This window comes from Pseudomonas fontis (genome assembly GCF_028656955.1).
GTDB classification, from domain to species: domain Bacteria; phylum Pseudomonadota; class Gammaproteobacteria; order Pseudomonadales; family Pseudomonadaceae; genus Aquipseudomonas; species Aquipseudomonas fontis.
Map to the genome: position 1 here is coordinate 1 of NZ_JAMDGY010000069.1, position 22,009 is coordinate 22,009.

Annotated in this window: 19 protein-coding genes; 10 read left to right on the top strand and 9 right to left on the bottom strand. The window is 62.9% G+C overall.

Annotation, left to right across the window (positions count from 1 at the left end; translation table 11 throughout):
• Nucleotides 1-154: 154 nt before the first annotated feature.
• The 5 genes from M5G11_RS20030 to dsbD all read right to left on the bottom strand — a co-directional run bounded on the left by M5G11_RS20030 (nucleotide 155) and on the right by dsbD (nucleotide 5,445).
• Nucleotides 155-973 carry a DUF6708 domain-containing protein gene (locus M5G11_RS20030; protein WP_273910488.1) on the bottom strand — a complete coding sequence of 273 codons (819 nt, stop codon included), beginning with the start codon at nucleotides 971-973 and terminating at the stop codon, nucleotides 155-157.
• 64 nt (nucleotides 974-1,037) lie between these two features.
• Complete coding sequence (locus M5G11_RS20035) at nucleotides 1,038-1,835, bottom strand: DUF6708 domain-containing protein (protein ID WP_273910487.1); 798 nt, start codon at nucleotides 1,833-1,835, stop codon at nucleotides 1,038-1,040.
• A gap of 285 nt (nucleotides 1,836-2,120) precedes the next feature.
• The gene (gene dsbG, locus M5G11_RS20040; RefSeq protein WP_273910486.1) at nucleotides 2,121-2,876 is read right to left on the bottom strand and encodes a thiol:disulfide interchange protein DsbG; all 756 of its coding nucleotides are present in this window, start codon (nucleotides 2,874-2,876) and stop codon (nucleotides 2,121-2,123) included.
• Complete coding sequence (locus M5G11_RS20045; RefSeq protein ID WP_273910485.1) at nucleotides 2,873-3,718, bottom strand: TlpA disulfide reductase family protein; 846 nt, start codon at nucleotides 3,716-3,718, stop codon at nucleotides 2,873-2,875. Before M5G11_RS20045 ends, dsbG begins: the two co-directional genes overlap by 4 nt.
• Nucleotides 3,718-5,445, bottom strand: a complete 1,728-nt coding sequence (gene dsbD / locus M5G11_RS20050) for a protein-disulfide reductase DsbD (RefSeq protein WP_273910484.1) — start codon at nucleotides 5,443-5,445, stop codon at nucleotides 3,718-3,720. Before dsbD ends, M5G11_RS20045 begins: the two co-directional genes overlap by 1 nt.
• 174 nt (nucleotides 5,446-5,619) lie before the next feature.
• On the opposite strand from dsbD, the gene M5G11_RS20055 reads away from it, so the two are divergent.
• The 5 genes from M5G11_RS20055 to pvdP all read left to right on the top strand — a co-directional run bounded on the left by M5G11_RS20055 (nucleotide 5,620) and on the right by pvdP (nucleotide 11,517).
• A complete protein-coding gene (locus tag M5G11_RS20055) occupies nucleotides 5,620-6,300 on the top strand; it encodes a response regulator (protein ID WP_273910483.1) in 681 nt (226 codons plus the stop codon).
• Nucleotides 6,300-7,628 carry an ATP-binding protein gene (locus M5G11_RS20060; protein ID WP_273910481.1) on the top strand — a complete coding sequence of 443 codons (1,329 nt, stop codon included), beginning with the start codon at nucleotides 6,300-6,302 and terminating at the stop codon, nucleotides 7,626-7,628. Before M5G11_RS20055 ends, M5G11_RS20060 begins: the two co-directional genes overlap by 1 nt.
• A 109-nt stretch (nucleotides 7,629-7,737) precedes the next feature.
• Entirely contained in the window at nucleotides 7,738-8,211 is a 474-nt protein-coding gene (locus tag M5G11_RS20065) for a GNAT family N-acetyltransferase (protein ID WP_273910480.1), read from the top strand.
• A gap of 124 nt (nucleotides 8,212-8,335) precedes the next feature.
• Nucleotides 8,336-9,748 (top strand): aspartate aminotransferase family protein, encoded by a 1,413-nt coding sequence (locus M5G11_RS20070; RefSeq protein WP_273910478.1) that lies wholly within the window; start codon nucleotides 8,336-8,338, stop codon nucleotides 9,746-9,748.
• Between the two features lie 146 nt (nucleotides 9,749-9,894).
• Nucleotides 9,895-11,517, top strand: a complete 1,623-nt coding sequence (gene pvdP, locus M5G11_RS20075) for a pyoverdine maturation tyrosinase PvdP (protein ID WP_273910477.1) — start codon at nucleotides 9,895-9,897, stop codon at nucleotides 11,515-11,517.
• Between the two features lie 131 nt (nucleotides 11,518-11,648).
• Here pvdP and M5G11_RS20080 read toward each other — a convergent pair whose 3' ends face one another.
• Genes M5G11_RS20080 through M5G11_RS20090 form a run of 3 tightly spaced genes read right to left on the bottom strand, consistent with a single transcriptional unit; the run spans nucleotide 11,649 to nucleotide 16,196 of the window.
• Nucleotides 11,649-13,043: an efflux transporter outer membrane subunit gene (locus tag M5G11_RS20080; RefSeq protein ID WP_273910476.1), complete on the bottom strand. Its 1,395-nt coding sequence runs from the start codon at nucleotides 13,041-13,043 to the stop codon at nucleotides 11,649-11,651.
• A 3-nt stretch (nucleotides 13,044-13,046) separates the two neighbouring features.
• The gene (locus tag M5G11_RS20085) at nucleotides 13,047-15,014 is read right to left on the bottom strand and encodes a MacB family efflux pump subunit (protein WP_273910475.1); all 1,968 of its coding nucleotides are present in this window, start codon (nucleotides 15,012-15,014) and stop codon (nucleotides 13,047-13,049) included.
• Complete coding sequence (locus M5G11_RS20090; protein ID WP_273910474.1) at nucleotides 15,015-16,196, bottom strand: efflux RND transporter periplasmic adaptor subunit; 1,182 nt, start codon at nucleotides 16,194-16,196, stop codon at nucleotides 15,015-15,017.
• A gap of 251 nt (nucleotides 16,197-16,447) precedes the next feature.
• Between M5G11_RS20090 and M5G11_RS20095 the strand changes: the two genes are divergently transcribed.
• From M5G11_RS20095 to M5G11_RS20115, 5 genes are all read left to right on the top strand, one after another.
• Nucleotides 16,448-16,945 carry a sigma-70 family RNA polymerase sigma factor gene (locus M5G11_RS20095; RefSeq protein ID WP_273910472.1) on the top strand — a complete coding sequence of 166 codons (498 nt, stop codon included), beginning with the start codon at nucleotides 16,448-16,450 and terminating at the stop codon, nucleotides 16,943-16,945.
• Between the two features lie 180 nt (nucleotides 16,946-17,125).
• Nucleotides 17,126-17,611, top strand: coding sequence for an ANTAR domain-containing protein (locus M5G11_RS20100; protein WP_273910471.1), 486 nt, complete (start codon nucleotides 17,126-17,128; stop codon nucleotides 17,609-17,611).
• Between the two features lie 85 nt (nucleotides 17,612-17,696).
• Nucleotides 17,697-19,013 carry an MFS transporter gene (locus M5G11_RS20105; RefSeq protein ID WP_273910470.1) on the top strand — a complete coding sequence of 439 codons (1,317 nt, stop codon included), beginning with the start codon at nucleotides 17,697-17,699 and terminating at the stop codon, nucleotides 19,011-19,013.
• A 126-nt stretch (nucleotides 19,014-19,139) separates the two neighbouring features.
• Nucleotides 19,140-19,436: a type II toxin-antitoxin system MqsR family toxin gene (locus M5G11_RS20110; protein WP_273910469.1), complete on the top strand. Its 297-nt coding sequence runs from the start codon at nucleotides 19,140-19,142 to the stop codon at nucleotides 19,434-19,436.
• Nucleotides 19,437-19,438: 2 nt separating this feature from the next.
• Nucleotides 19,439-19,840, top strand: coding sequence for a type II toxin-antitoxin system MqsA family antitoxin (locus tag M5G11_RS20115; RefSeq protein ID WP_273910468.1), 402 nt, complete (start codon nucleotides 19,439-19,441; stop codon nucleotides 19,838-19,840).
• A 74-nt stretch (nucleotides 19,841-19,914) separates the two neighbouring features.
• Here M5G11_RS20115 and M5G11_RS20120 read toward each other — a convergent pair whose 3' ends face one another.
• A complete protein-coding gene (locus tag M5G11_RS20120; RefSeq protein ID WP_273910467.1) occupies nucleotides 19,915-21,579 on the bottom strand; it encodes an electron transfer flavoprotein-ubiquinone oxidoreductase in 1,665 nt (554 codons plus the stop codon).
• Nucleotides 21,580-22,009: the final 430 nt, after the last annotated feature.

Below are 22,009 nucleotides of genomic sequence, written 5' to 3' on the forward strand. Positions count from 1 at the left end.
GCCGCCAGGCTGCGCTGGAGTCCGCAAGGGCTCCCAAAAGCGGCGCCTGCGTTGCAGGCGAGCGCAGCCTGTCGGCAGCGGCTACATCGCGGGGCCAGCCCGCTCCCACAGAATCTGGCAATCCGTTTCGCACGTTTGATCCGCAGTACCAACGCTACCCCGGCGGGTGCTCAGGCGCCGTACGAGACTCGAGATCCATGTCGACCGGCCACTGAACTTTCGGCGCCCAGCGGCGGGCGAGGTTGAGCGTGGCGGGGTCGTTGTTCCAATCGCGGGGTGGTCGTCGGAACGTCGGAAGTGCTTGCGGGCCCTGTTGCATGAACTGCTGAACCAAGGCCCAGTACATCTCGCCTTTGAGAATACCTTCCGTGAAATTAAAGCGGTCAATGACCTCATCTGTTCCAGGTTTGATTACCGCCAACGTAATACCTTCCTTCAAGCCACCTGTGCCCATGGGTGCATAGATCATCCAGGCTTCGGCGCGCAAATCATCCCAGTTGTAGGCGACAGGTCGAACACCCCAGGCACGACGACTTAAGGGTTTCAACCAACTATGGTGGAAACGGTAGACATACACTTTACGGCGAAGGCGATTGAAGCGTATGGGTTCATCCCGGGGCAACGTCAAGTCCAGACGTATCATCGGAGCTGCCCCGTAAATAATAGATACAGTCGTGATTAAGAGACCTAGTGCTGGAGCAATAGGTCTGCTTTCGGGAAAGGTGATGCTAAGACATATGCAGAAAATGGCGAATGCCAACGCTGCGATGGCTATCATGGCGCCGAGATATATCAAGACTCCACGTGCGAGAAGTGACGCATAGTGAAACTCTATGTAAATGTTGTTCAGTTTATTGGGGGGTGGGTGAATTGAGGTTGAGTCGGCTCGGCTGGAGGTGTTCTGGTTGGGGGCAGGTAAGTTGTATTTCCAACCCAGTGGCTTAGGCGGTAGAGGGAACTCTTGATAACTCATTGATTGCGCTCCAGCACTACCAGTTCGGCATAAGAGCCAGGTGTTTCTCGGTCTGGCCAGTAGGTCACTGGTCAGGCGCCGTACGAGACTCGAGGTCCATGTCGGCCGGCCACTGAACTTTCGGAGCCCAGCGGCGGGCGAGGTTGAACGTGGCGGGTTCGTTGTTCCAATCGCGGGGTGGTCTTGGGAACGTCGGAAGTGCTTGCGGACCCTGTTGCATGAACTGCTGAACCAAGGCCCAGTAGATCTCGCCTTTGAGAATATCTTGTGCGAAATGAAAGCGGTCAATGACCTCATCTGTCCCAGGTTTGATTACTGCCAACGTAATACCTTCCTTCAAACCGCCTGTACCCATGGGTGCATAGATCATCCAGGCTTCGGCGCGCAAATCATCCCAGTTGTAGGCGACAGGTCGAACACCCCAGGCACGACGACTGAAGGGTTTCAACCAACTATGGTGGAAACGGTAAACATACACCTTACGGCGTAGACGATTGAAGCGTATGGGTTCATCTCGGGGTAGGGCTATGTCGATGCGAATCATGGGGATTGCTCCCCATACCATTGACATGAAAATAAGAAGGCTGCCACTGAGTGGAACAATATGCCGAGCTTCTGCAAAAAAAATAAATAGATAGACGTAGACCAGTGTGAACGAAACCGTCATCGCCGAAGCGGTGCCCCCAAGAAAGAGCCAAAGTCCACGCACGAGAAGAGAGGACCTGTGTAGTTCCAGGTAAACGCTAGTCAAGCAGTTTGGTGGATGGTCAAGGAAGTTTGGGCGTGGTGATGTAGACGCCTCTTGGTTTGGCGCAGGTAGGTTGTATTTCCAACCCGGGGGTTTTGAGGTCAGCGGTTTCATTTCTGTGCTACCAGATCAGCACAGATGCTGCGCATTGACGATCTGACCGGCAAGGCGGCCTCGGCGATGGAGATGGCAATAAGTTGGCTGATGCTCAAGGGGTCTGCCCCCTTGAGCGTGTCGTGCACAGCGGCAGAGTAGGCATCGGTGCTTCCATGGCAGGTGGGTTACCTGACGCTAGAAGCACTTGCTCAATGTTGGGAGTCGGCCGATTCCTTAACGGAAGTAGGATGTTTCCCTATGCTCGTAACTCGATGTCTTACGCTCGGCCGTCACGGCTTCGACTCAGCGCTTGCCCAGAATCTCCCCGAGCATTTCCGGGCGTGGCGCGCCTTGCAGGCTCTGCATCTGCTTGTTGTCGTCCAGATAGAAGATCGCTGGCGTCGCCGACAAACCGAGTTCCTCCATCACCGCCTGGTTGCCATCAAGCTTGGCCTGTACATCCGCCGGGATCTTGTCCAGCGCCTTCAGCGTGCTGGCCTTGCCGGCTTTCTCATGCTGCTCAAGGGCTTTTTGCGGGTCCTTGGCGGCCAGCAGGGCCGCTGACTTCGCCGGGCTGTCCTCGCGGATGATGCCGACCATGATATGGCGCAACTGCACTTTGCCCGACTCCACCCACGGCCGCGCCTGCTGCCAGAACATGTTGCAATACGGGCAGTTGGGGTCGCTGAACAGATAGACGATGCGCGGCGCATTGGCCTTGCCATCGGCAATCCACGAGGTCTTCTCCATCTTCGCCCAGACTTCCTTGCCCATCGGCGCATACACCAGTTTTTCCAGCGGCTCGGCACTCAGGTCCTTGCCCTGTTCATCGAACAGGCTACCGACCAGCACATGCTTGCCATCAGGCGTGAGGTACAACGCCATGCCACGGTTCTGGTACTGCGCGGCATAGCCCTTCAGGCCATTGGGCGCATCGAAACTGCCAAGGATCTTCGCCCCCTTGGCCTCGATCTGCTGCACCGCCTTGGGCAGTTCTTCGGCAAACACCCAAGGGCTCGCGAGCAAACCAAGGGCCAGGGACAGGGACGCTACTTTCATTGCGGATTCCTTTCAGGTTCGGTAGTACGCTGCGGCGCACTGCGGTCAATGGCACCGAGGGCATGGCGCAGGCTGGCCCGGGACAATTCGCCCAGGTGACTGCCAACCAGGCGCCCTTCAGCGTCGTAGAACAGGGTAGTCGGTAATGCCATGGAGCCCACCTGCTGCGCCAGTTGGCCACCGGCATCGAACAGCACATGGGACAGGTTCAAGCCGGTGGTGGCGAGGAAGGTGGTGACGATCTGCGGCGTCTCGCCCTGGTTGACGAAGACGAAGTGCACGTCCGGGAACTCGTCCTGGGCCTGTTGCAACACCGGCATTTCACGCCGGCAAGGCGGGCACCAGGTGGCCCACAGGTTGATCACCAGCGGCCGTCCGCGATAGCGCTCCAGCGCCACCGACTGGCCCTGGGCATCACGCAGGGTCAGGTTCGGCAGTTGCGTGCCTTGCTCGTAGATCTGGCTGGCCCAGCTGGCCAGCAACCAGAACAGCGCGCCGCTGAGCAAGCCCCAGCCCAGCGGGCGGCGCAACGCAACGCGGCGCCAGCCGTACCACAGCGCACCCAGCACCACGGCCAACAAGCCGGCCCAGCCGAGGAAACCGCCGTCGCGGATATCGACGATCTGCAGCAGGTCTTCCCGGTACATCGACCAGTAGCTGAGCACAAAGCCCACCCGCGCTGCGAGCAGGCCAATCAGGAACAGGCTGAACAGCGTCGACTCGGGGTTGTCGCCACCGCGCTTGGCCACCCGCCAGCCCACCAGCGTGGCCAGGCCCAACGCCAACAGCAGCAACAGATGATCCAGGGCGATGGCCACGGGGCCGAGGTTAACGGTCAGCATCAGCCTTGGCTCCGGGTGGCAATCCAGTGTTGCAGGAAGGTCGCGGCATCGACTTCGCCAGTGATGCGCCGAGCCCGGCGTTCATCACCCTCCGGGCCGATCCAGATCATGCTCGGCGGGCCCGGTACTTCGTAGTGCTGCAACAGTTGTTTGCTGGCTGGCGTGTCGGCGGTGACATCCAGGCGGATCAGGCGCACGCCCTGCAAGGCGGCGAGTACATCCGGGCGGGCGAACACCTGCTTTTCCATGACCTTGCACGACACGCACCAGTCGGCATAGTAGTCGACAAACACCCACTGGCCCTGGGCCTTGGCCTGCTCAAGCTGAGCCTTTAACTCGGCGGGCTGGGTGACAGTGGTGAAGGCGTCGGCATGCGCCTGGCTGATCGCGGTGCCCTGGCCTTTGCCGGCGAAGGGTTCCAGGGGTTTCCACAGGTTGTCGCCGCCGGCGGCTGCGCCAACAATCGACAAGGTGCCCCACAACCCGGCCAACAGCAGTGCGGGCTGCAAGGCGCGAATCGGCTTCAGGGCCGGCCACGCGCTCCACGCCAGGGCCAGCAGCCAAGCGCCGGCAAGGCCCAGCCACAGGCTCGGGGCAAGCACCACGCGCAAGGTGTACAAGGCCATCGCGAGGAAGACAAAGCCGAACAAGCCCTTGACCAGGTTCATCCACGCCCCCGGGCGCGGCAGGTAGCGGTTGCCCAGGGTCACCAGCAACAACAGCGGCAGGCCCATGCCCAGCCCCAGGCTGAACAGCACCAGGCCACCGTGCACGGCATTGCCGCTCTGGGCGATATACAGCAGGGCCCCCGCCAGCGGGGCGGTCATGCACGGGCCCATCAGCAGGCCGGACAGCCCGCCCAGCAGGGCGGCGCCGTACAGGCTGCCGCCACGGGTGTTGCGCCCGGCGCGCTCAAGGCGGTCACGCACGAAGCTGGGCAGTTGCAATTCGAAGGCGCCGAACATCGGCAGGGCCAGCAGGATGAACAGGCCAGCCAGTGCGCCCAGCAACCACGGTTGTTGCAGCCAGGCTTGCAGGCTGGCGCCGAGCAGGGCGGCGATTACCCCCAGGGCGGCGTACACCAACGCCATGCTCAGCACATAGGCGCCCGCCAGCGCCCAGCCACGGCGGGCGCTGGCGCCATTGCCCATGACCAGCCCGGCGAGGATCGGCAGCATCGGCAGCGAGCACGGGGTAAAGGCCAGCAGCAGGCCCAGGCCGAAGAACGCCAGCAGCCCCCAGGCCAGGCCATGCTCGCCAAGGGTGCCGGCCAGGGCCTGGTCGCTGGCCTGGGCCGGGGCGGCGCTGCTGGGCGCGCCACCGAGGTCAACCACCGAGGTCTGCGGCGGATAGCACAGGCCGGCATCGGCGCAGCCTTGCCAACCCATGCGCAATTGCCCTTTGGCGGAGGCGGGCAGCAACAACTCCAGCTCACCACGGTAGACCTGCGTGTCACCGAAGAACTCGTCGCTGTGCGCCAGCCCCGGCGGCAATGCCGGGACCGCTTGCGGCTCGACGCCATCGAATTTCAGGCGTTTCTGGTACAGGTAGTAGCCGTCGGTGATTTTCCAGTGCAGGCGCATTTCGCCGCTGGGCTGGCGCTCGGCGCTGAACACGAAGGCCTTGTCCACCGGCAGGAAATCGCTCTGGGCGAAGGGGTTGGCAAAGGGCTGGGCCTGGCTCAGGGAACTGAACAGCGCCAGCAGGGCAAGCAAGAAGACACGCATGAGAAAGCCTTGGCAGTGCGATTAGCGTCCCAGACTGCCTCGCGTCGATTAAGCCAGGGTTAACCCGGTGCAACCGTCGCCCGACAGGCGACGTTGTGCAGTGCAGGGGGCATAATCCTGGGTTAATCCGCCGGTGCTGTACTGGCACCCTTTGCAATGTGACCGAGCCCGACCATGCACGTACTGCTTTGTGAAGATGACGACCTGATCGCCAGCGGCATCATCGCCGGCCTGAGCGCCCAGGGCCTGACCGTCGACCGCGTGGCCAATGCCAGCGCGGCCAAGGCCATGCTGCAGGCGGCGCATTTTGACGTCATGGTGCTGGACCTTGGCCTGCCGGATGAAGACGGCTTGAAACTGTTGCAGCGCCTGCGTCAGCAGGGCCACAGCCTGCCGGTATTGATCCTGACGGCGCGTGACGCGGTAACCGACCGGGTCGAGGGCCTGCAAGCCGGTGCCGACGATTACCTGCTCAAGCCCTTCGACCTGCGTGAACTGGCCGCACGCCTGCACACCCTGCTGCGTCGCGTGGCGGGGCGTTGCGTCAATGTGATCGAGCATGGCCCGCTGACCTTCGATCCGAGCAATTGCGAGGTCAGCCTGGGCGGTCAGCTGGTGGATTTGTCGCGCCGCGAACAGGCCCTGCTGCAGGCGCTGTTGCAGAATCGCGGGCGGGTGCTGTCGAGCGAGCAGCTCAAGGACAGCGTCTATGGCTTCAGCGATGAAGTCGAAAGCAACGCGCTCAACGTGCATATCCATCACCTGCGGCGCAAGTTGGGCAACGGCATCGTCGAGACCGTGCGCGGGCTTGGCTATCGCCTGGGGCCGGCGCAGTTGCCGGAGGTTGCGCCGTGATGAGCCTGCGCCTGCGCCTGAGCCTGATTCTCGGCACCGCCTTCGTGGTGATCTGGGCCCTGGCAGCTGCCTGGATGCTGCGCGACCTGCGCCAGCAGATGATGTTCTCCCTCGACCAGCGCCTGGTGGCGTCGGCGCGCATGGTCGCCGGCCTGATCGACCAGATGCCGGCGCCGCTGACCAGCAAGGGCGAGGAGACGCGCCTGAGCGCGGACCAGTTGAGCATTCCCGATGGCATGGCCTGCCAGGTCAGTTCGTTGCGCGGCGAGATCCTTGCGCGCAGCCACAACAATGGCGAGCAAACCCTGGACGACCAGCGCAGCGGCTTCCACGACCAGATGATCGATGGTGCCCTCTGGCGCAGCTTTACCTATGCCCGTGGCGATGTGCGGATCACCACCGCCGACCGCCATCTGGAGCGCGAAGCGCTGAACCGTTCGATCCTGCTGGCCGCTTCGGCGCCAGTATTGGTGGCCTTGCTGGGCAGCTTGGGGTTGCTGTGGGTGGGGGTCGGCAAGGGCCTGGCGCCGCTCAATCGCATGCGCGATGCCCTGCGCCGGCGCAGCCCGGACTCGCTGGAGCCGTTGCAGGTAAAAGCCTTGCCCAGTGAGCTGCAACCCTTGCTGGAAACCCAGAACCAGCTGTTCCAGCGCATCGGCCAGACCATCGAGCGCGAGCGCCGCCTGACCGGCGACGCCGCCCATGAACTGCGCAGCCCGCTGACTGCGATCAAGACCCACCTGCAAGTGGCGCGCATGACCGATGGCAGTGTGCGCGAGCAGGCGCTGGAGCATGCCGAGGAGGGCGCCGATCGCCTGCACCGGACCTTGGAACAGTTGCTGTTGCTGGCGCGTGTCGAAGGCAGCCTGTCGTTCGACGATGGCGCCACGTGCAGCGCCGAGCAGGTGGCCCGCCAGGCCGTGCATGATGCCGGCTTTGGTGACAACAGTCGGATCAGCCTGCAGACGCCGGCCGAGGCCGCGCAAGTGATGCTTGAGATGCCCAATGCCCTGGCCACCGTGGCCTTGCGCAACTTGCTCGACAACGCCTTGCGCCACAGCCCTGAAGACCAGCCCGTGGAACTGGCGGTGCAGTTGGAAAAGGACCGCGTGGTGTTCTGCGTGCGCGATCACGGGCCGGGGATTGCCGAGCAGGATGTGCAGCACCTCACCCAACGTTTCTGGCGCAATGCTCAAAGCAGTGGTTGCGGCCTGGGCCTGGCGATTGTCCAGGCCATCGTGCAGCGCTGCGGCTGTGCACTGCACTTCGATAGCCAGCCTGATGGGCTACGGGTCAGGTTGCACATGCCGATTCGCGCGGTCGTTTAAATACGGTTACAGCGCCGGGCGCCTGCCTGGCCGCCAACCGCGCTACCCTGCCGAGGCGATCTGCTCCCATGGACGGGGGCAGGCCATGAACTGCCCCGCAGGTATGCCGATGCACCTTCCCATCATTTTTTCCAAGGCGCTTGCCGCTGATGCCCAGGCGCTCAGTTGCCTGATCGATGCCTCGATTCGCCTGGGCTGTGTGCCCGATCATGGCAATGACCCGCAGATCCTCGCCGACTGGCTGAGCAACAAGTCCCCGGCCGCATTGGCCGGATGGATCGACGACGCAGCGCTGGCTGTGCGCGTCGCCCGCTGCCAGGGGCGGCCCATAGCGGTTGCCATCGCCTTGCGCAGCGGCGAGATCTGCCAGTGCCATGTCGCGCCCGAATATTCGCGGCAGGGGCTGGGGCGTGCAGTGGTCAGCGATCTGGAAAGCCAGCTCCAGGCGTGGGGCCTGACGCGTGCCACGCTCTACAGCACCGGTAGCGCGCAGGGTTTCTTCCACCGCCTTGGCTACCGTTGCAGCGGCGCGGCGCTGCTGTTTCACGGGCTGCGTTTGCGGCCCATGGAGAAAACCTGGTGACGCCGACGGCAGGGGGCTAAATCCGCAGCGCGCTGGTGCGTTTTTCAAGCGAGAACATTTCCCGACACTCATCTGGCGACAGGCGCGTGAAGGGCTTATCCGCTTGCTTGCGAGGTTACTTCAGATGTCAGTCGCTACCCGCCTTGCCGAGCCGCTGCCGGCTTCTTCGGCCGCCGAGCCCGGTGAAACGCTCTACCAGTTCGAGGAATCACCACTGCTGGCCCGGCAAAAACAGCAGGAGTCCAACGCGCGCAGCTACCCACGGCGCATTCCCTTGGCGCTCAAGCGCGCCCGTGGTCTCTATGTCGAAGACGTCGAAGGTCGCCAGTTCATCGACTGCCTGGCCGGGGCGGGCACCCTGGCGCTGGGGCACAATCATCCGGTGGTGATCGAGGCGATCCAGCAGGTATTGGCCGATGAACTGCCGCTGCACACCCTGGACCTGACCACGCCGGTCAAGGACCAGTTCGTCCAGGACCTGTTCGGCCTGCTGCCTGCCGAATTCAGTGCCCAGGCCAAAATCCAGTTCTGCGGGCCGACCGGCACCGATGCTGTCGAAGCTGCGCTGAAGCTGGTGCGCACGGCAAGCGGGCGCAGCACCGTGTTGTCGTTCCAGGGCGGTTATCACGGCATGAGCCAGGGTGCCTTGAGCCTGATGGGCAGCCTGGGGCCGAAGAAGGCGCTGGCTGGCCTGTTGAGCAACGGCGTGCAGTTCATGCCGTACCCGTACGACTACCGTTGTCCGTTCGGGCTAGGTGGTGAGCAAGGGGTGCGGGCCAACCTGCACTATCTGGAAAACCTGCTCAATGACCCGGAGGCCGGGGTGCAACTACCCGCCGCAGTCATCGTCGAAGTGGTGCAGGGCGAGGGCGGGGTGATCCCGGCAGACCTCGACTGGCTGCGCGGCCTGCGGCGGATCACCGAGCAAGCCGGTGTGTCGCTGATCGTCGATGAAATCCAGAGCGGCTTTGGCCGTACCGGCAAGATGTTCGCCTTCGAACACGCCGGCATCGTGCCGGACGTGGTGGTGCTGTCCAAGGCCATTGGTGGCAGCCTGCCGCTGGCCGTGGTGGTTTACCGTGAAGCGCTGGACACCTGGCAGCCTGGCGCACACGCGGGCACCTTCCGTGGCAATCAGATGGCCATGGCTGCTGGCTCTGCGGTGATGCGCTACCTGAAGGAGCACGACCTGGCCGGCCACGCCGAAGCCATGGGCGAGCGCTTGCGTGAGCACCTGACGGTGTTGCAGCGCGACTTCCCGCAACTGGGCGATATTCGTGGCCGTGGCCTGATGCTGGGGGTCGAACTGGTCGATCCGCAGGGCCAACTGGATGTGCAGGGCCATCCACCGACTTTCGGCAAGCTGGCGTCGTTGCTGCAGAACGAATGCCTCAAGCGCGGTTTGATTCTTGAACTGGGTGGGCGCAATGGCAGCGTGGTGCGTTTCCTGCCGCCGCTGATCATCACTGCCGAGCAGATCGACGAAGTCATGCGCCGCTTCAGCCGTGCGCTTGCAGCCGCCTTGCTGCGCTTGTAAAGCAACCCCTCCAGGCGGGCATCCAGGCAATGCCCGCTTGCTGCTTGAAACGTGAAGTTTGCAGCAGCTTCTCTCCCTAAATTTCCTGCCCCAGCCAACGTCCTAGCTTGGACAAAGGCTGTTTCATGGCTGACACGGGTAGGGCAATGACGATATCGCGACGAGGATTCATAGCAGGTCTGGCGTTGACCGGTGCGGCAGTACCGGCGGTGTACTACGGCCATCGGCAGCTGACTCATGACCCCGAGGACGACATCGTCACACCCGGTGAAGCCAGTGTGGAGCTTGCCGACATTGCCGGGCAGCAACTGGCCAATCAATTGCGCGGTGTCTGGGATGTGCGTTTCCAGGGCGCCGACGCTGGCTTGCAAGGGCTGCCCCGCGAGGGCGTGACGCTGTATCTGGATATCGCCGCCAAGGGCCGTGGGTTGCGCGGTGTGCTCGACACCCAGGCCGCCCTCGATGGCCAGGGGCCTGCCGCCTACCGCCTGCTGGGCGACCTGGTCGGCGCTTCGACTGCCCAGGTGCGCTGGCGCTTGCTGAGCAACCAGGGCGGCCCGGGTTATGAATGCACGGCGACCCTGGATGAGGTCTGGGGCAGCTTCGGCAATGCCGGCAGCGGCACCCTGACCGGGCGCGTACAGCCTCTGGATCGCTCATTGATGTTGCCCTTGCCCGACAGTCAGTTCGTGGCGGTCAAGCGCATGTTCCCGGAAGCGCGGGCACGCATTGCCTACACCCCTGAGCTGAGTGCCTGGCTGATCAGCCTGGAGCATCGTCTGTTCCACCAGCTCTGGCACGCGACCCGCGACAAGTGGCATCGGCTGTCCGAAGAAAAGCATGGCGCCCTGCGCGGGTTGGGCTGGCAGCCCGGGCCGCGAGACAAGGAGCGCGATGCGCGGGGGCCGCGCAAGCATCGCAATGGTTCGGGGGTGGATTTTCTGTTCATGCACCGGCACATGCTGGGGACGGCGCGGTCGTTCCAGGAGCTGCCGTCCTGGCCGCATTTCCCGTTGCCGCAGCCGAATGTCGAATTCGACCGGCATGGTTTTGCCCGCTACTTCGATAACCATGACGGCTACAGTGTGCCGCCGACCTGGCGCGCGCCTGCGGATGCCGACTACACGCAATGGGTCGCTGCGATCAAGGCGCAGGAAACCTTCTGCAGCAATTTCCAGGTGTGGGAATCGCAGTATCAGGACCCGGTGTACCTGTCCAAGCTGACCCTGGGGGCATTTGGTTCGGAGCTGGAGATGAACCTGCACGACTGGCTACACATGTGCTGGGCGTCGGTGCCGCGTGATCCGTCCAATGGCGCGCCGGTGCCGCTTGCGCGGGACCCGGCGGATTTTGCGGCGCGCTGGTACGGGCCGGAAAATGACTTCCTTGGTGATCCGTTCTCTTCGCATGTGAGCCCGGTGTTCTGGGGGTTCCATGGCTGGATCGATGACCGTATCGAAGACTGGTACCGGGCGCACGAGCGGCACAACCCGGGGCAGGTGAGCCGCTTGCAGGTCAATGGGGTGAACTGGTTTGCGCCGGGGCGCTGGGTGGATGTCGATGACCCGTGGCTGGGGCCGACCACTCACGGTTGCAGCACGGTGCCGGGGACATTCGTTGGCAAGTCGGTGGAAATGGATGTGGAGACCATGAAGCTGGCGTTGCGGATCGTCTTTGGCGAAGACGACAAGATGGCCCCGCTGTTCAAGCGTGTGCCGCAGCGGCCGTGGTATGCACGGCACCTGTCGATGCGCGGGATCAGTACCTGACATCCCGTGTGGGAGCCGGCTTTGCCGGCGATAGGGCCATAACTGGCAGCGACATTCGGTGATCGCTGCGCGATCATTCGCCGGCAAGGCCGGCTCCCACAGGTGCAGTGTGAGGCTGATGGATGTTGCGCTCAGCGCAGCGCCCAGCCCCCACCCAGTGCCTTGTACAACCCTACACTTCCTTGCAGCCGTGACAGGCGCAACTGCACCTGCTGGTCCTGGGCCTGGTACAAGGTGCGCTGGGTTTCCAGCACCGTCAGCAACGTCTCCGCCCCCGCCTGATATCGGCTGTCGGCAAGTTCGAAGGCGATCCGCGCCTGACGCACTTCCTCGTCCTGCCACTGGCGCTGACGCTCAACACCCTCAATGCCGTTCAACGCTTTCTCGACATCAGCAAAGCCCGCAACAATCGCACCGTGGTAGCTCTGCAGCAGTTCTTCCTGCTCGGCCTTGGCCCGGTCGCGTTCCGCCGCCAGGCGCCCGTTGTTGAAGATCGGCGCAGCCAAACCCGCCGTCAGGCTGTAATAAGGGCTGCGTACCAAGTCGGCAAAGTGCTGCGCCCCCGAACCCAGGTTGGCCCCCAGGGTCAGGCTCGGCAGCATGGCTGCACGCGCCACCTGCACGTTGGCCTGCGCCGCCAGCAGGCGCGCCTCGGCGGTGGCGATATCAGGGCGTCGCGTCAACAGGTCACTCGGCACGCCAGCGCCAATCACCGGCCCGCTGATAGCGGCAAACGCAACCCCGCCCAGCTGCAACGTCTGCACCGGATCACCCAGCAATGTCGCCAGGGTGATGCGGCTGTCTTGCAGTTGTTGCTCCAGCAGCGGCAGTTGCCGCTCCTGATTGGCCACCAGGCTGCGTTGCTGGGCCAGCTCCAGCGCTGTCGCGGAGCCGGCTTGCTGACGTGTCTCGACCACCTGCAACACACTGCGCGCATTGGCCAGGTTGAGCCGGGCAATGCGTACCTGCTCGGTCAATGCCAGGCATTGCAGGTAACTGTTGGCAACCCCGCTCAACAGGGTCAACTCGACGGTTGCCCGGTCATGGCGGCTGGCATCCAGCGCCGCCAGCGCGCTGTCTCGCGCCGCTGCCTTGCCACCCCAGAAATCAATCTCGTAGCTGGCGCTCAGGGTGGTGCTGTAGGAGGTGTAGGTGCGCTGGTTGTTGCTGGCGTCAATGCCGCTGAAGCCATCCCCGCGCATCAGTCGTTGGCGGCTGGCATCCAGGCCGAACTTCACTTCGGGCAACAGCGGGGCACCAGCGACAATCGCCGTGGCCTGGGCCTGACGCACCCGTGCCATGGCCGCCGCCAGGTCGAAGCTGTTAAGGCGCGCGCGCTCGATCAGGCGGTCCAGCTCCGGGCTGGAAAATGCCCGCCACCAGTCGCCCTCGATGCGGGCCGTGGCGCTGTGTGCGGACTGCCAGTCGGCGGGTGCCGGTACTGGCGCGGGTGCCTCCAGGGTGCTGCTGCAAGCACCCAACATCAGGCAAACGGACAAAAAACTGAGACGGCTGGGCAATGTCATCGATTATTCGCTGGTAAGGGCTTTGACCGGATCAAGCCGGGCGGCTTTGCGCGCCGGCATGAAACCGAAGACCACGCCGGTAATCACGGCGCAGGCGAAGGCACCCAGGACGGCGCCAAGAGAGAACGCCACGGCAATATTGGCCAGCAGCAAGCCGCCGCCAATCAGCACCGCCAAGGCAATGCCGGTAACGCCGCCGACCATCGACAGCAGCACCGCCTCGGTCAGGAACTGGCGCAGGATGTCGCGCTGGCGTGCACCGGTGGCCATGCGGATGCCGATTTCCCGGGTGCGCTCGCGCACCGTCATCAACATGATGTTCATTACCCCGATACCGCCCACCAGCAGGGAGATGGCGGCAATCGAGCCAAGCATCAGCGACAGGGTGTTCTGCGTCCGGGCCTCAGCCTGGATCAGCGCGGCATCGTTGGTCAGTTCGTAGTCCTGCTTGCCGTTGTGCAGCTTGCGCATCAAGTGGTCGATGGCTGCTTCGGTCTCCTTGACGCGACGTGAATCGGCGGCGGCAATGGTGATGTACTCCGGGTCGCGGCTGCCGAACAGGCGGATGGCGGCGGCGGAGTAGGGCACCACGATACGCTCGTCGCTGTCCTCGCTGCCGGAGCTGGCGCCCTTGCCTTGCAGCACGCCAAGCACCTGGAAGGGCACATTCTCGATGAGGATGTAGCGCCCCAGGGCATTGGCCTGCGGGCCGAACAGCTTGTCGCGCACCTTCTGCCCGATCACCGCCACCGCTGCCGCCGATTGCTCGTCGGCTTCGGTGAAGAAGGCGCCTTCGACCACCGGCCAGTTGAAGATCTCGGGGAAGTAGGTGTTGTTGCCACCGACATAGAACGAGCCGTTGTTGTTGCCGTGGCGCGCCATCATCTTGTTGCCGATCACCGGCATGATCATCTTCACCTGGGGCAGCCCGGACAACGCCGCCACCTCGTCCAGGGTGATGAGGCCCGCCGGCTCACGCAAGGTAGCTGACTTGCCGCTGAGGTAGAGGATGTTCGAGCCGAAGGCAGCCATCTGCGCCATCACCTGGCGCTTGCTGCCTTCACCGACGGCGAGCATCACCACTACCGAAGCCACGCCGATGACAATGCCGAGCAAGGTCAGGGCGGTGCGGAATCGATTGATCCACATGACCCGCCAGGCCGCTTGCAGCGCTTCGAGCAGCTCGCCTTTCCAGGCGCCGCTTTCGGTGGCGCCGCGATCAAGGCGCTGGCGCAGGTCTTCGGCTTGCAGGCCGGGGTGGCTGGTGGGAGGCGGCGCCTGCTCGTTGGCCGAATCGTTGACCACCAGGCCATCGCGAATCTCGATCACGCGCTGGGCCCGGGCCGCCACTTCGCGGTCATGGGTGATGAGGATGACCACGTGGCCCTGGCTTGCCAGCTCATCGAGCAATGCCATGACTTCAGCGCCGCTCTGGCTGTCGAGCGCTCCGGTCGGCTCGTCGGCGAGGATGATATGGCCGCCATTCATCAACGCCCGGGCAATCGATACACGCTGCTGCTGGCCGCCAGACAACTGGTGCGGGCGGTTGGCGGTGCGGCTGGCCAGGCCCAGGCGGTCGAGCAGGGCGGCCGCGCGGGCATGCCGTTCGGCAGCGGGGGTGCCGGCATAGATGGCCGGCATTTCGACGTTCTCCTGGGCCGAGCCCGAGGCGATCAGGTGGTAGCCCTGGAACACGAAGCCAAAGGCTTCCCGGCGCAGCCAGGCCAGCTCGTCGCTGTCCAGCATGGCGACGTCCTTGCCTGCGAAGTAATACTCGCCGGAGGTTGGTCGATCAAGGCAGCCGAGGATGTTCATCAGGGTCGACTTGCCGGAACCCGAGGCGCCGACAATGGCGACGAACTCACCCGGGTGGATGGCCAGGCTGATGCCCCTGACCACCTCGACGAGCGGCGTGTCGATACCGCCATAGGCTTTGCGGATGTCGCGCAGTTCAATCAGCGGCGTGGACATTCAACCCCCGCTGGCGACAGGTGCGCCGATCAGCAGGTGGTCACCTTCGGCCAGGCCGTCGAGGATCTGCACCCGCAAGCGGTCACTGAGGCCGGTGCGCACCTGGCGCTGTTCGATCTTGCCGTTGGCAGCGATCACCTGGGCGGTGCGCTGGTCATTCTGGCCCTCGCCGTCTTCCAGTGCCGACAGTGGGGCAGTGAGGACGTTCTTGGCCTGGCCGGCAACGAAGAACACCTGCGCGGTCATCTCGGCCATCAAGGTGTTGTCGGCATTGTCGACGTCAAGCAACACGGTATACAGCACGACCTTGCCACTGGCCGCGCCGCTGCTGCTGGTGCCGCTGTTGCCGGTGCCACTCTGGCTGGATTGATCGAGCGGCTTGGGCGGGATCGGCAGGATCTGTCGCACGGTGCTGCTCCAGCGCCGCTTGCCGCCACTGAGGGTGGTGAAGTAGGCCGTCATGCCCGGCTTTACATGGCCGATGTCCGCTTCGGAGACCTGGGCCCACACGGTCATCGGCGAGAGCTTGGCGATCCGCAGGATCAATGGCGTTTGCTGCTGGGCATTGAGGGTCTGGCCTTCACGAGCGTCGACGGCAACCACGGTGCCGGACATCGGCGCGTAGATGCGTGTGTAGCCGAGCTCGGCTTCATCGCTGCGCAGGCTGGCCTGGGCTTGGAGAATTTGCGCGCGGAACATGGCGATGCGCGCCTGGGTCACCTTCAATTGTGCCTGGGCGCTCTGCACATCCTCTTCGCGGGTGGCGCCACCGCTGGCCAGGTGCTGCTGGCGTTTGTACTGCTGTTCGGCGAGTTGGTACTGGGCTTGCTGCTCGGCCAGCTGCGCCTTGAGGTTTTCAATCGAGAAACGCCCGGCATCAAGGCGGGCCTGTTGCGTCGAGGGGTCGATTTCGACCAAAAGCTGACCTTCTTCGATCCGGTCACCGGCCTCCACGTGCAGCTTGCGGATCTGCCCGGAAGCTTGCGCGCCGACATCGACATAACGCCTGGGCTGCAAGGTGCCCAGGGCGGTCACGCTGCTTTCGATATCCCCCCGCGTCACCGCAACGGTGTTCAATGGGTCACCACTGCCGGGCAGGGTTTTCCAGGCAACCAGGGCGCCCAGGCTGATGAGGCCCAGGCCGCAGAACAACAGGCGGCGTTTGACGGTTTGACGACTCATGCGGGGTTCCGGCCAGAGGGGTTCGGTCCGTGAGGTGGTCCTGGCGAGGAAACTCGGCAGGCACGGGAAGCTCCATGTTTAACGAGAATCCAGTGCGGGAATTTACCCGCGCTGGTCGAAGGATCGGTTGGTGAGTACGCTGTAGGATGTGACGCAGTCGCCAAATCTTGCTGAGAATTATTCTAATTTATGGTAAATCATATGGCCATCATTTTGGCCTTCTGGCTTGCCGCCAAGGAACCTCTCTGGACATGACGCAGCCAGGTGTACTTCTGGAAACCTACTATCGCGAACTGGTGAGTTTCCTCAACGCCCGCCTGGGCAATCGTCAGGTGGCCGAGGATGTCGCCCACGATGCCTATGTGCGCGTGCTGGAGCGGGCAGGTGCAGACGCGATCGAGCACCCGCGTGCGTTCCTCTATCGCACTGCGCTGAACCTGGTGATCGACGGGCACCGCCGCAACCAGCTGCGCCAGAGCGAACCGCTGGAGGTGCTGGACAACGACGAGCGATTCTTCTCGCCAGCACCGCAGCACAGCATGGACCTCAACCAGCGCCTGGAGCTGATGCAGCGGGCGCTGGCGGAGCTGAGTGGCAATTGCCGTGATTGCTTCCTGTTGCGCAAGCTGGAGGGCCTGTCGCACCAGGACATCGCTGAGCGCATGGGGGTTTCGCGCAGCGTGGTGGAAAAACACATCGTCAACGCCATGAAGCATTGCCGCCTACGCATGCAGCAATGGGCGTCCTGAGCGGCTTATTTCGAAATAACTAATAACAATTATGTGGGGCGACTTGATTTCCTCCACTTTCACGACAAGTATCTAGACAGACCCTTCAATTGGCGAAGTGCCCGCCACAGCCTGCTGTGTTTGACTGGCGCAGTGATGGTCAAGGAACGTTATCCACGCTCATCACCTTGGTCATACACGATGCCAAACAAGTCGCTGCGTATCCTGATTGCCGATGAGCACCCCATGCAGCTGTTGCAGATGGAGAAGTTGCTCAATGGCATGGGCTATTACCGGGTCGCGCCGGTACACACCTTCGAAGACCTGCAGCACCTGGTGCAGAACGCACTGCTGCCGTTCGACCTGCTGATCGGCAATACCGACCTGGCCAGCCATGCCGGGGTCGACCTTGAGCGTTTTTGCCGGGTCAATACCCAGGTCAGGCATGCGCTGCTGTACGAGTCGCAACACCTGAAAGTGCCCAGTGTCCCGGCAGCCCAGCGCCAGGCCGTGAGCATCAGCCTGCCCAAGGTGCCCGATGACGAGGCGCTGCATGCGTTCATGGCGATCATCGATGGGCCGCGCCTGGTCGGGCAGGTGGCCAATCCGTCGGGCCAGCCTGCGCCCCACGGCCACCCTCGGCGCTGGATGAACCAGGGGCATTCGCTGTTTTCCCGTCAGCCCTGAGTGACGCCGGTCTTTTTGTTATCCTCTTGCGCTTGTTCTGTCGCGCCCGCTGGCGCGCGGATTGTTATTCGAAGCGGAAGCCTTTATGACTGCCAACGACCCGGCGCGCGCCTTGCGCTTTTCGCGCAGCGACCACAAGACCCTGAGCCTGGCTGCATTGGGCGGGGCGCTGGAGATCTACGATTTCATCATCTTCGTGTTCTTCGCGCTGACCTTGAGCCAGCTGTTCTTCCCACCGGAAATGCCGGAGTGGCTGCGCCTGCTGCAAAGCTTCGGGATTTTCGTCACCGGTTACCTGGCCCGGCCGCTGGGCGGCATTCTCATGGCGCACTTTGCCGACCATTTGGGGCGCAAGAAGGTGTTCAGCCTGAGCATCCTGATGATGGCGCTGCCCTGCCTGCTGATCGGGGTGATGCCGACCTATGCCGATATCGGCTATGCCGCGCCGTTGATCCTGCTGGCCTTGCGCATCCTGCAAGGTGCGGCGGTGGGCGGCGAGGTGCCGAGCGCCTGGACGTTCGTCGCCGAGCACGCGCCAGCTGGGCGACGCGGCTATGCGTTGGGCTTCCTCCAGGCCGGGCTGACCTTTGGCTACCTGCTGGGTGCCTTGACGGCGACAGCGCTGGCGCAAATCTTTACCCCGCAGGAAATTCTCGATTACGCGTGGCGCTATCCGTTCCTGCTGGGGGGCGTATTCGGGGTGATCGGTGTCTGGTTGCGTCGCTGGCTTAGCGAGACACCGGTGTTTCTGGCGTTGCAAGAGCGCCGCGAGCAGCCGGTGGCCTTCCCGTTGCGCGAGGTACTGCGCGAACACCGTCGGGCGCTGGTCCCCGCCGCCTTGCTGACCTGCGTGCTGACCTCGGCAGTAGTGGTGCTGGTGGTAATCACCCCAACCGTCATGCAGCAACGCTTCGGCATGAGCGCGGCCCACACCTTCGCCCTGAGCAGCCTGGGCATCGTCTTCCTGAACATTGGCTGTGTGCTCGCCGGCCTGCTGGTGGACCGCATTGGCGCCTGGCGGGCACTAATGGTTTACAGCCTGTTGCTGCCGCTGGGCATCGCGGGCCTGTACGGCAACCTGATTGCCGGCTGGGGCTGGACCGGGCCGGCGTATGCCTTGGCCGGGCTGGCCTGTGGTGTCGTGGGTGTGGTGCCATCGGTGATGGTCGGGCTGTTCCCGGCGCGCATCCGCGTCTCGGGTATTTCCTTTACCTACAACGTGGCCTACGCCCTGTGGGCGAGCACCACACCGTTGCTGCTGATCGCCTTGATGCCCTGGAGCCCGTGGGTGTGCGTGGGTTTCTGCCTGGTCATGGGCACGGTGGGCGTGCTCAGCGGCCTGTATTTCGGCATGCGTGAGCAATTGCACGCCGAGGACGACCTGGCGTTGATCAAGGGCTGAACGGCGCGGCTTCAATGCCTTGTGACAAAGGCCCGGGTTACTTGTTGGCGGGGCTGCGGCAGACTTTTACTGATCGCCTAGCGATTAACCAAGTTGCCAAATTCAGCCAAACAGGTTAGCGTCTTCATGGAGAAAAGAACGCCACATTGCAGATTGTCGGTGGTCAAGCGGCTGATAGTGCAAGGGCAGGTGAAGTCCACCTTCTCTGCGCTGTCGGGAGCGGCCACGCTGGGCATGGATTTTGAGGACATGCTGGACGTCGTCATGGCCCTGACACCTGCGGATTTTTACAAAAGCATGTCGACCCACGCCGATCATCGGGTGTGGCAAGACGTTTATCGAACGAGCGCGGGCACCGGTGCGGTCTATTTGAAACTGACGGTGATCGATGACGTGCTGATCGTCTCGTTCAAGGAGCTGTAGGCATGAAATGTCCTGTCTGCGGGGCGGTCGAACTGGAAGCGTCCATACGTGACCTGCCCTACGTGTACAAAGGGGAGTCGCTGGTGATTCCCGCCGTATCCGGCGAGTTCTGCCCGGCGTGCGGCGAAGCGGTGCTGGATGCGGCAGAGTCGGCGCGAGTCAGTGCGGCGATGCTGGCGTTCAGTCGTCAGGTCAACAGCACGTTTGTCGATCCGGGCTTCATTGCCAGTGTGCGCAAGAAGCTGTCACTCGATCAGCGCGAGGCTGCGGAGATTTTCGGCGGAGGCGCCAACGCTTTTTCGCGTTACGAAAACGGCAAGACCAAACCACCGCTGGCGCTTGTCAAATTGCTGCGTCTGCTGGATCGGCACCCCGAGTTGCTCAATGAAGTAAGAGCCGCCTGATCGGCTGATACCACCGTGTACAAAAAAGCCCCCTCGCACCGGCCGGTGCGAGGGGGCTTTTTGTTCAGCGCGACTTACATGTTCGGGTAGGTCGGGCCGCCAGCGCCTTCCGGGGTGACCCAGGTGATGTTCTGCGAAGGGTCCTTGATGTCACAGGTCTTGCAGTGCACGCAGTTCTGGGCGTTGATCTGGAAACGCTTGCTACCGTCTTCCTGGCTGACCACTTCGTATACGCCGGCCGGGCAGTAGCGCTGCGCCGGTTCGTCGTACAGCGGCAGGTTGGTGCCGATCGGGATGCCGGCATCGGTCAGTTTCAGGTGGCAGGGCTGCTCTTCTTCATGGTTGGTGCTGGAGAGGAACACCGAACTCAACTTGTCGAAGCTCAGCTTGCCATCGGGTTTCGGGTAGTCGATTTTCTTCGAGTCGGATGCCAGCTTCAGGCAGGCGTAGTCCGGCTTGGTGTCGTGCAGGGTGAACGGCAGCTTGCCGTTGAACCAGTTCTGGTCGACATAGTTGAAGGCCGAACCGAGCATCGGCCCGAACTTGTGCATGGCCGGGCCGAAGTTGCGGCTGGCAAACAGCTCTTCATACAGCCAACTGGCCTTGAAGCCATCGACGTATGCGGTCAATTCGTCACCGCCTTCACCGCCGGCCAGCAGCGCGTCGGCTACTGCTTCGGCAGCGAGCATGCCGGACTTCATGGCGGTGTGGCTGCCCTTGATCTTGGCCACGTTCATGGTGCCCAGGTCGCAACCGATCAGCGCGCCGCCCTTGAAGACCATTTTCGGCAGCGAGTTGATGCCACCCTTGGCCAGGGCGCGGGCGCCGTAGCTGATGCGCTTGCCGCCATCGAGGTACTGGCTGATCACCGGGTGATGCTTGAGGCGCTGGAACTCGTCGAACGGTGACAGGTAGGCGTTGCTGTAGGACAGGTCAACGATCAGGCCGACAACCACCTGGTTGTTTTCCAGGTGATAGAGGAACGAGCCACCGGTGTCGTCGGTGCCGAACACGTTCAACGGCCAGCCGGCAGTGTGGACGACCAGGCCTTGCTGGTGCTTGGCTGGGTCGATTTCCCAGATTTCCTTCAGGCCAATGCCGTAGTGCTGGACATCGGAAGCGCTGTCCAGGTCGAAGCGCTTGATCAGCTGCTTGCCAATGTGCCCACGGCAGCCTTCGGCGAACAAGGTGTACTTGCCGCGCAGTTCCATGCCGGGGGTGTACAGGCCTTCTTTCGGGTTGCCTTCACGGTCGACACCCAGGTCGCCAGTGATGATCCCGCGCACCACACCGTTCTCGTCGAACAGCGCTTCCTGGGCCGCGAAGCCCGGGTAGATCTCGACGCCCAGGTTTTCGGCCTGCTGCGCCAGCCAGCGGCACAGGTTGCCCAGGGAGATGATGTAGTTACCCTGGTTGTGCATGGTCTTGGGCACGAACAGGTCAGGCACCTTGATCGAGCTTTGACCATCTTTGAGCACGTAGATGTCGTCACGTTTGACTTCGGTGTTCAGCGGGGCGCCCAGCTCTTTCCAGTCTGGGAACAGCTCGTTGAGCGCACGCGGCTCGAAGACCGCGCCGGAGAGAATGTGAGCACCGACTTCGGAGCCTTTCTCAACCACGCAGACGCTGATTTCATTACCGGCTTCGGCGGCCTTCTGCTTCAGTCGGCAGGCGGCGGACAGGCCCGCCGGGCCAGCGCCGACGATGACCACGTCGAATTCCATGTATTCGCGTTCCACAGGTTCTCTCCTACTCAAGGCTCATCGGTTTTTGCTTTATTGGCGTGTGTCAGGCGGTCATTTTCGAAGTGCCCGGGCCTGTAGCTCGGACGATGACGGACTACACCGCTTTCTCTTGGCCGCGCATTATATCTACACCACTTGCGAGGTCCAATACAAACGTTTGTTTGAATTTGCCGCAGGCCAGTAAAATCAAAGAGAGGCGGCGTGACGCTGACCGTTTTGGCGTATTGACCGGATTGGGCGTTACGGTCAAGATACGAGCGGTTTTACGTTCGCCGTAGGCTGATCGTAGGATGCAGGTGCACCCCTAAAAACCTGGCAGAAAGCAGGGCAGTTAGGCCACAACCCGCTTTGTAGTGGAGTTTACACACCACGACAAAAAATGACTTACGGGTTTTGCGATGAAGGGTCGGAACGAGACCGCTGA

What these genes read in the sequence shown, in the direction of transcription:
- M5G11_RS20030 (WP_273910488.1), bottom strand. Translation starts at nt 973, where the DNA reads ATGAGTTATCAAGAGTTCCCTCTACCGCCTAAGCCACTGGGTTGGAAA.
- M5G11_RS20035 (WP_273910487.1), bottom strand. Translation starts at nt 1,835, where the DNA reads ATGAAACCGCTGACCTCAAAACCCCCGGGTTGGAAATACAACCTACCT.
- dsbG (WP_273910486.1), bottom strand. Translation starts at nt 2,876, where the DNA reads ATGAAAGTAGCGTCCCTGTCCCTGGCCCTTGGTTTGCTCGCGAGCCCT.
- M5G11_RS20045 (WP_273910485.1), bottom strand. Translation starts at nt 3,718, where the DNA reads ATGCTGACCGTTAACCTCGGCCCCGTGGCCATCGCCCTGGATCATCTG.
- dsbD (WP_273910484.1), bottom strand. Translation starts at nt 5,445, where the DNA reads ATGCGTGTCTTCTTGCTTGCCCTGCTGGCGCTGTTCAGTTCCCTGAGC.
- M5G11_RS20055 (WP_273910483.1), top strand. Translation starts at nt 5,620, where the DNA reads ATGCACGTACTGCTTTGTGAAGATGACGACCTGATCGCCAGCGGCATC.
- M5G11_RS20060 (WP_273910481.1), top strand. Translation starts at nt 6,300, where the DNA reads ATGAGCCTGCGCCTGCGCCTGAGCCTGATTCTCGGCACCGCCTTCGTG.
- M5G11_RS20065 (WP_273910480.1), top strand. Translation starts at nt 7,738, where the DNA reads ATGCACCTTCCCATCATTTTTTCCAAGGCGCTTGCCGCTGATGCCCAG.
- M5G11_RS20070 (WP_273910478.1), top strand. Translation starts at nt 8,336, where the DNA reads ATGTCAGTCGCTACCCGCCTTGCCGAGCCGCTGCCGGCTTCTTCGGCC.
- pvdP (WP_273910477.1), top strand. Translation starts at nt 9,895, where the DNA reads ATGACGATATCGCGACGAGGATTCATAGCAGGTCTGGCGTTGACCGGT.
- M5G11_RS20080 (WP_273910476.1), bottom strand. Translation starts at nt 13,043, where the DNA reads ATGACATTGCCCAGCCGTCTCAGTTTTTTGTCCGTTTGCCTGATGTTG.
- M5G11_RS20085 (WP_273910475.1), bottom strand. Translation starts at nt 15,014, where the DNA reads ATGTCCACGCCGCTGATTGAACTGCGCGACATCCGCAAAGCCTATGGC.
- M5G11_RS20090 (WP_273910474.1), bottom strand. Translation starts at nt 16,196, where the DNA reads ATGAGTCGTCAAACCGTCAAACGCCGCCTGTTGTTCTGCGGCCTGGGC.
- M5G11_RS20095 (WP_273910472.1), top strand. Translation starts at nt 16,448, where the DNA reads ATGACGCAGCCAGGTGTACTTCTGGAAACCTACTATCGCGAACTGGTG.
- M5G11_RS20100 (WP_273910471.1), top strand. Translation starts at nt 17,126, where the DNA reads ATGCCAAACAAGTCGCTGCGTATCCTGATTGCCGATGAGCACCCCATG.
- M5G11_RS20105 (WP_273910470.1), top strand. Translation starts at nt 17,697, where the DNA reads ATGACTGCCAACGACCCGGCGCGCGCCTTGCGCTTTTCGCGCAGCGAC.
- M5G11_RS20110 (WP_273910469.1), top strand. Translation starts at nt 19,140, where the DNA reads ATGGAGAAAAGAACGCCACATTGCAGATTGTCGGTGGTCAAGCGGCTG.
- M5G11_RS20115 (WP_273910468.1), top strand. Translation starts at nt 19,439, where the DNA reads ATGAAATGTCCTGTCTGCGGGGCGGTCGAACTGGAAGCGTCCATACGT.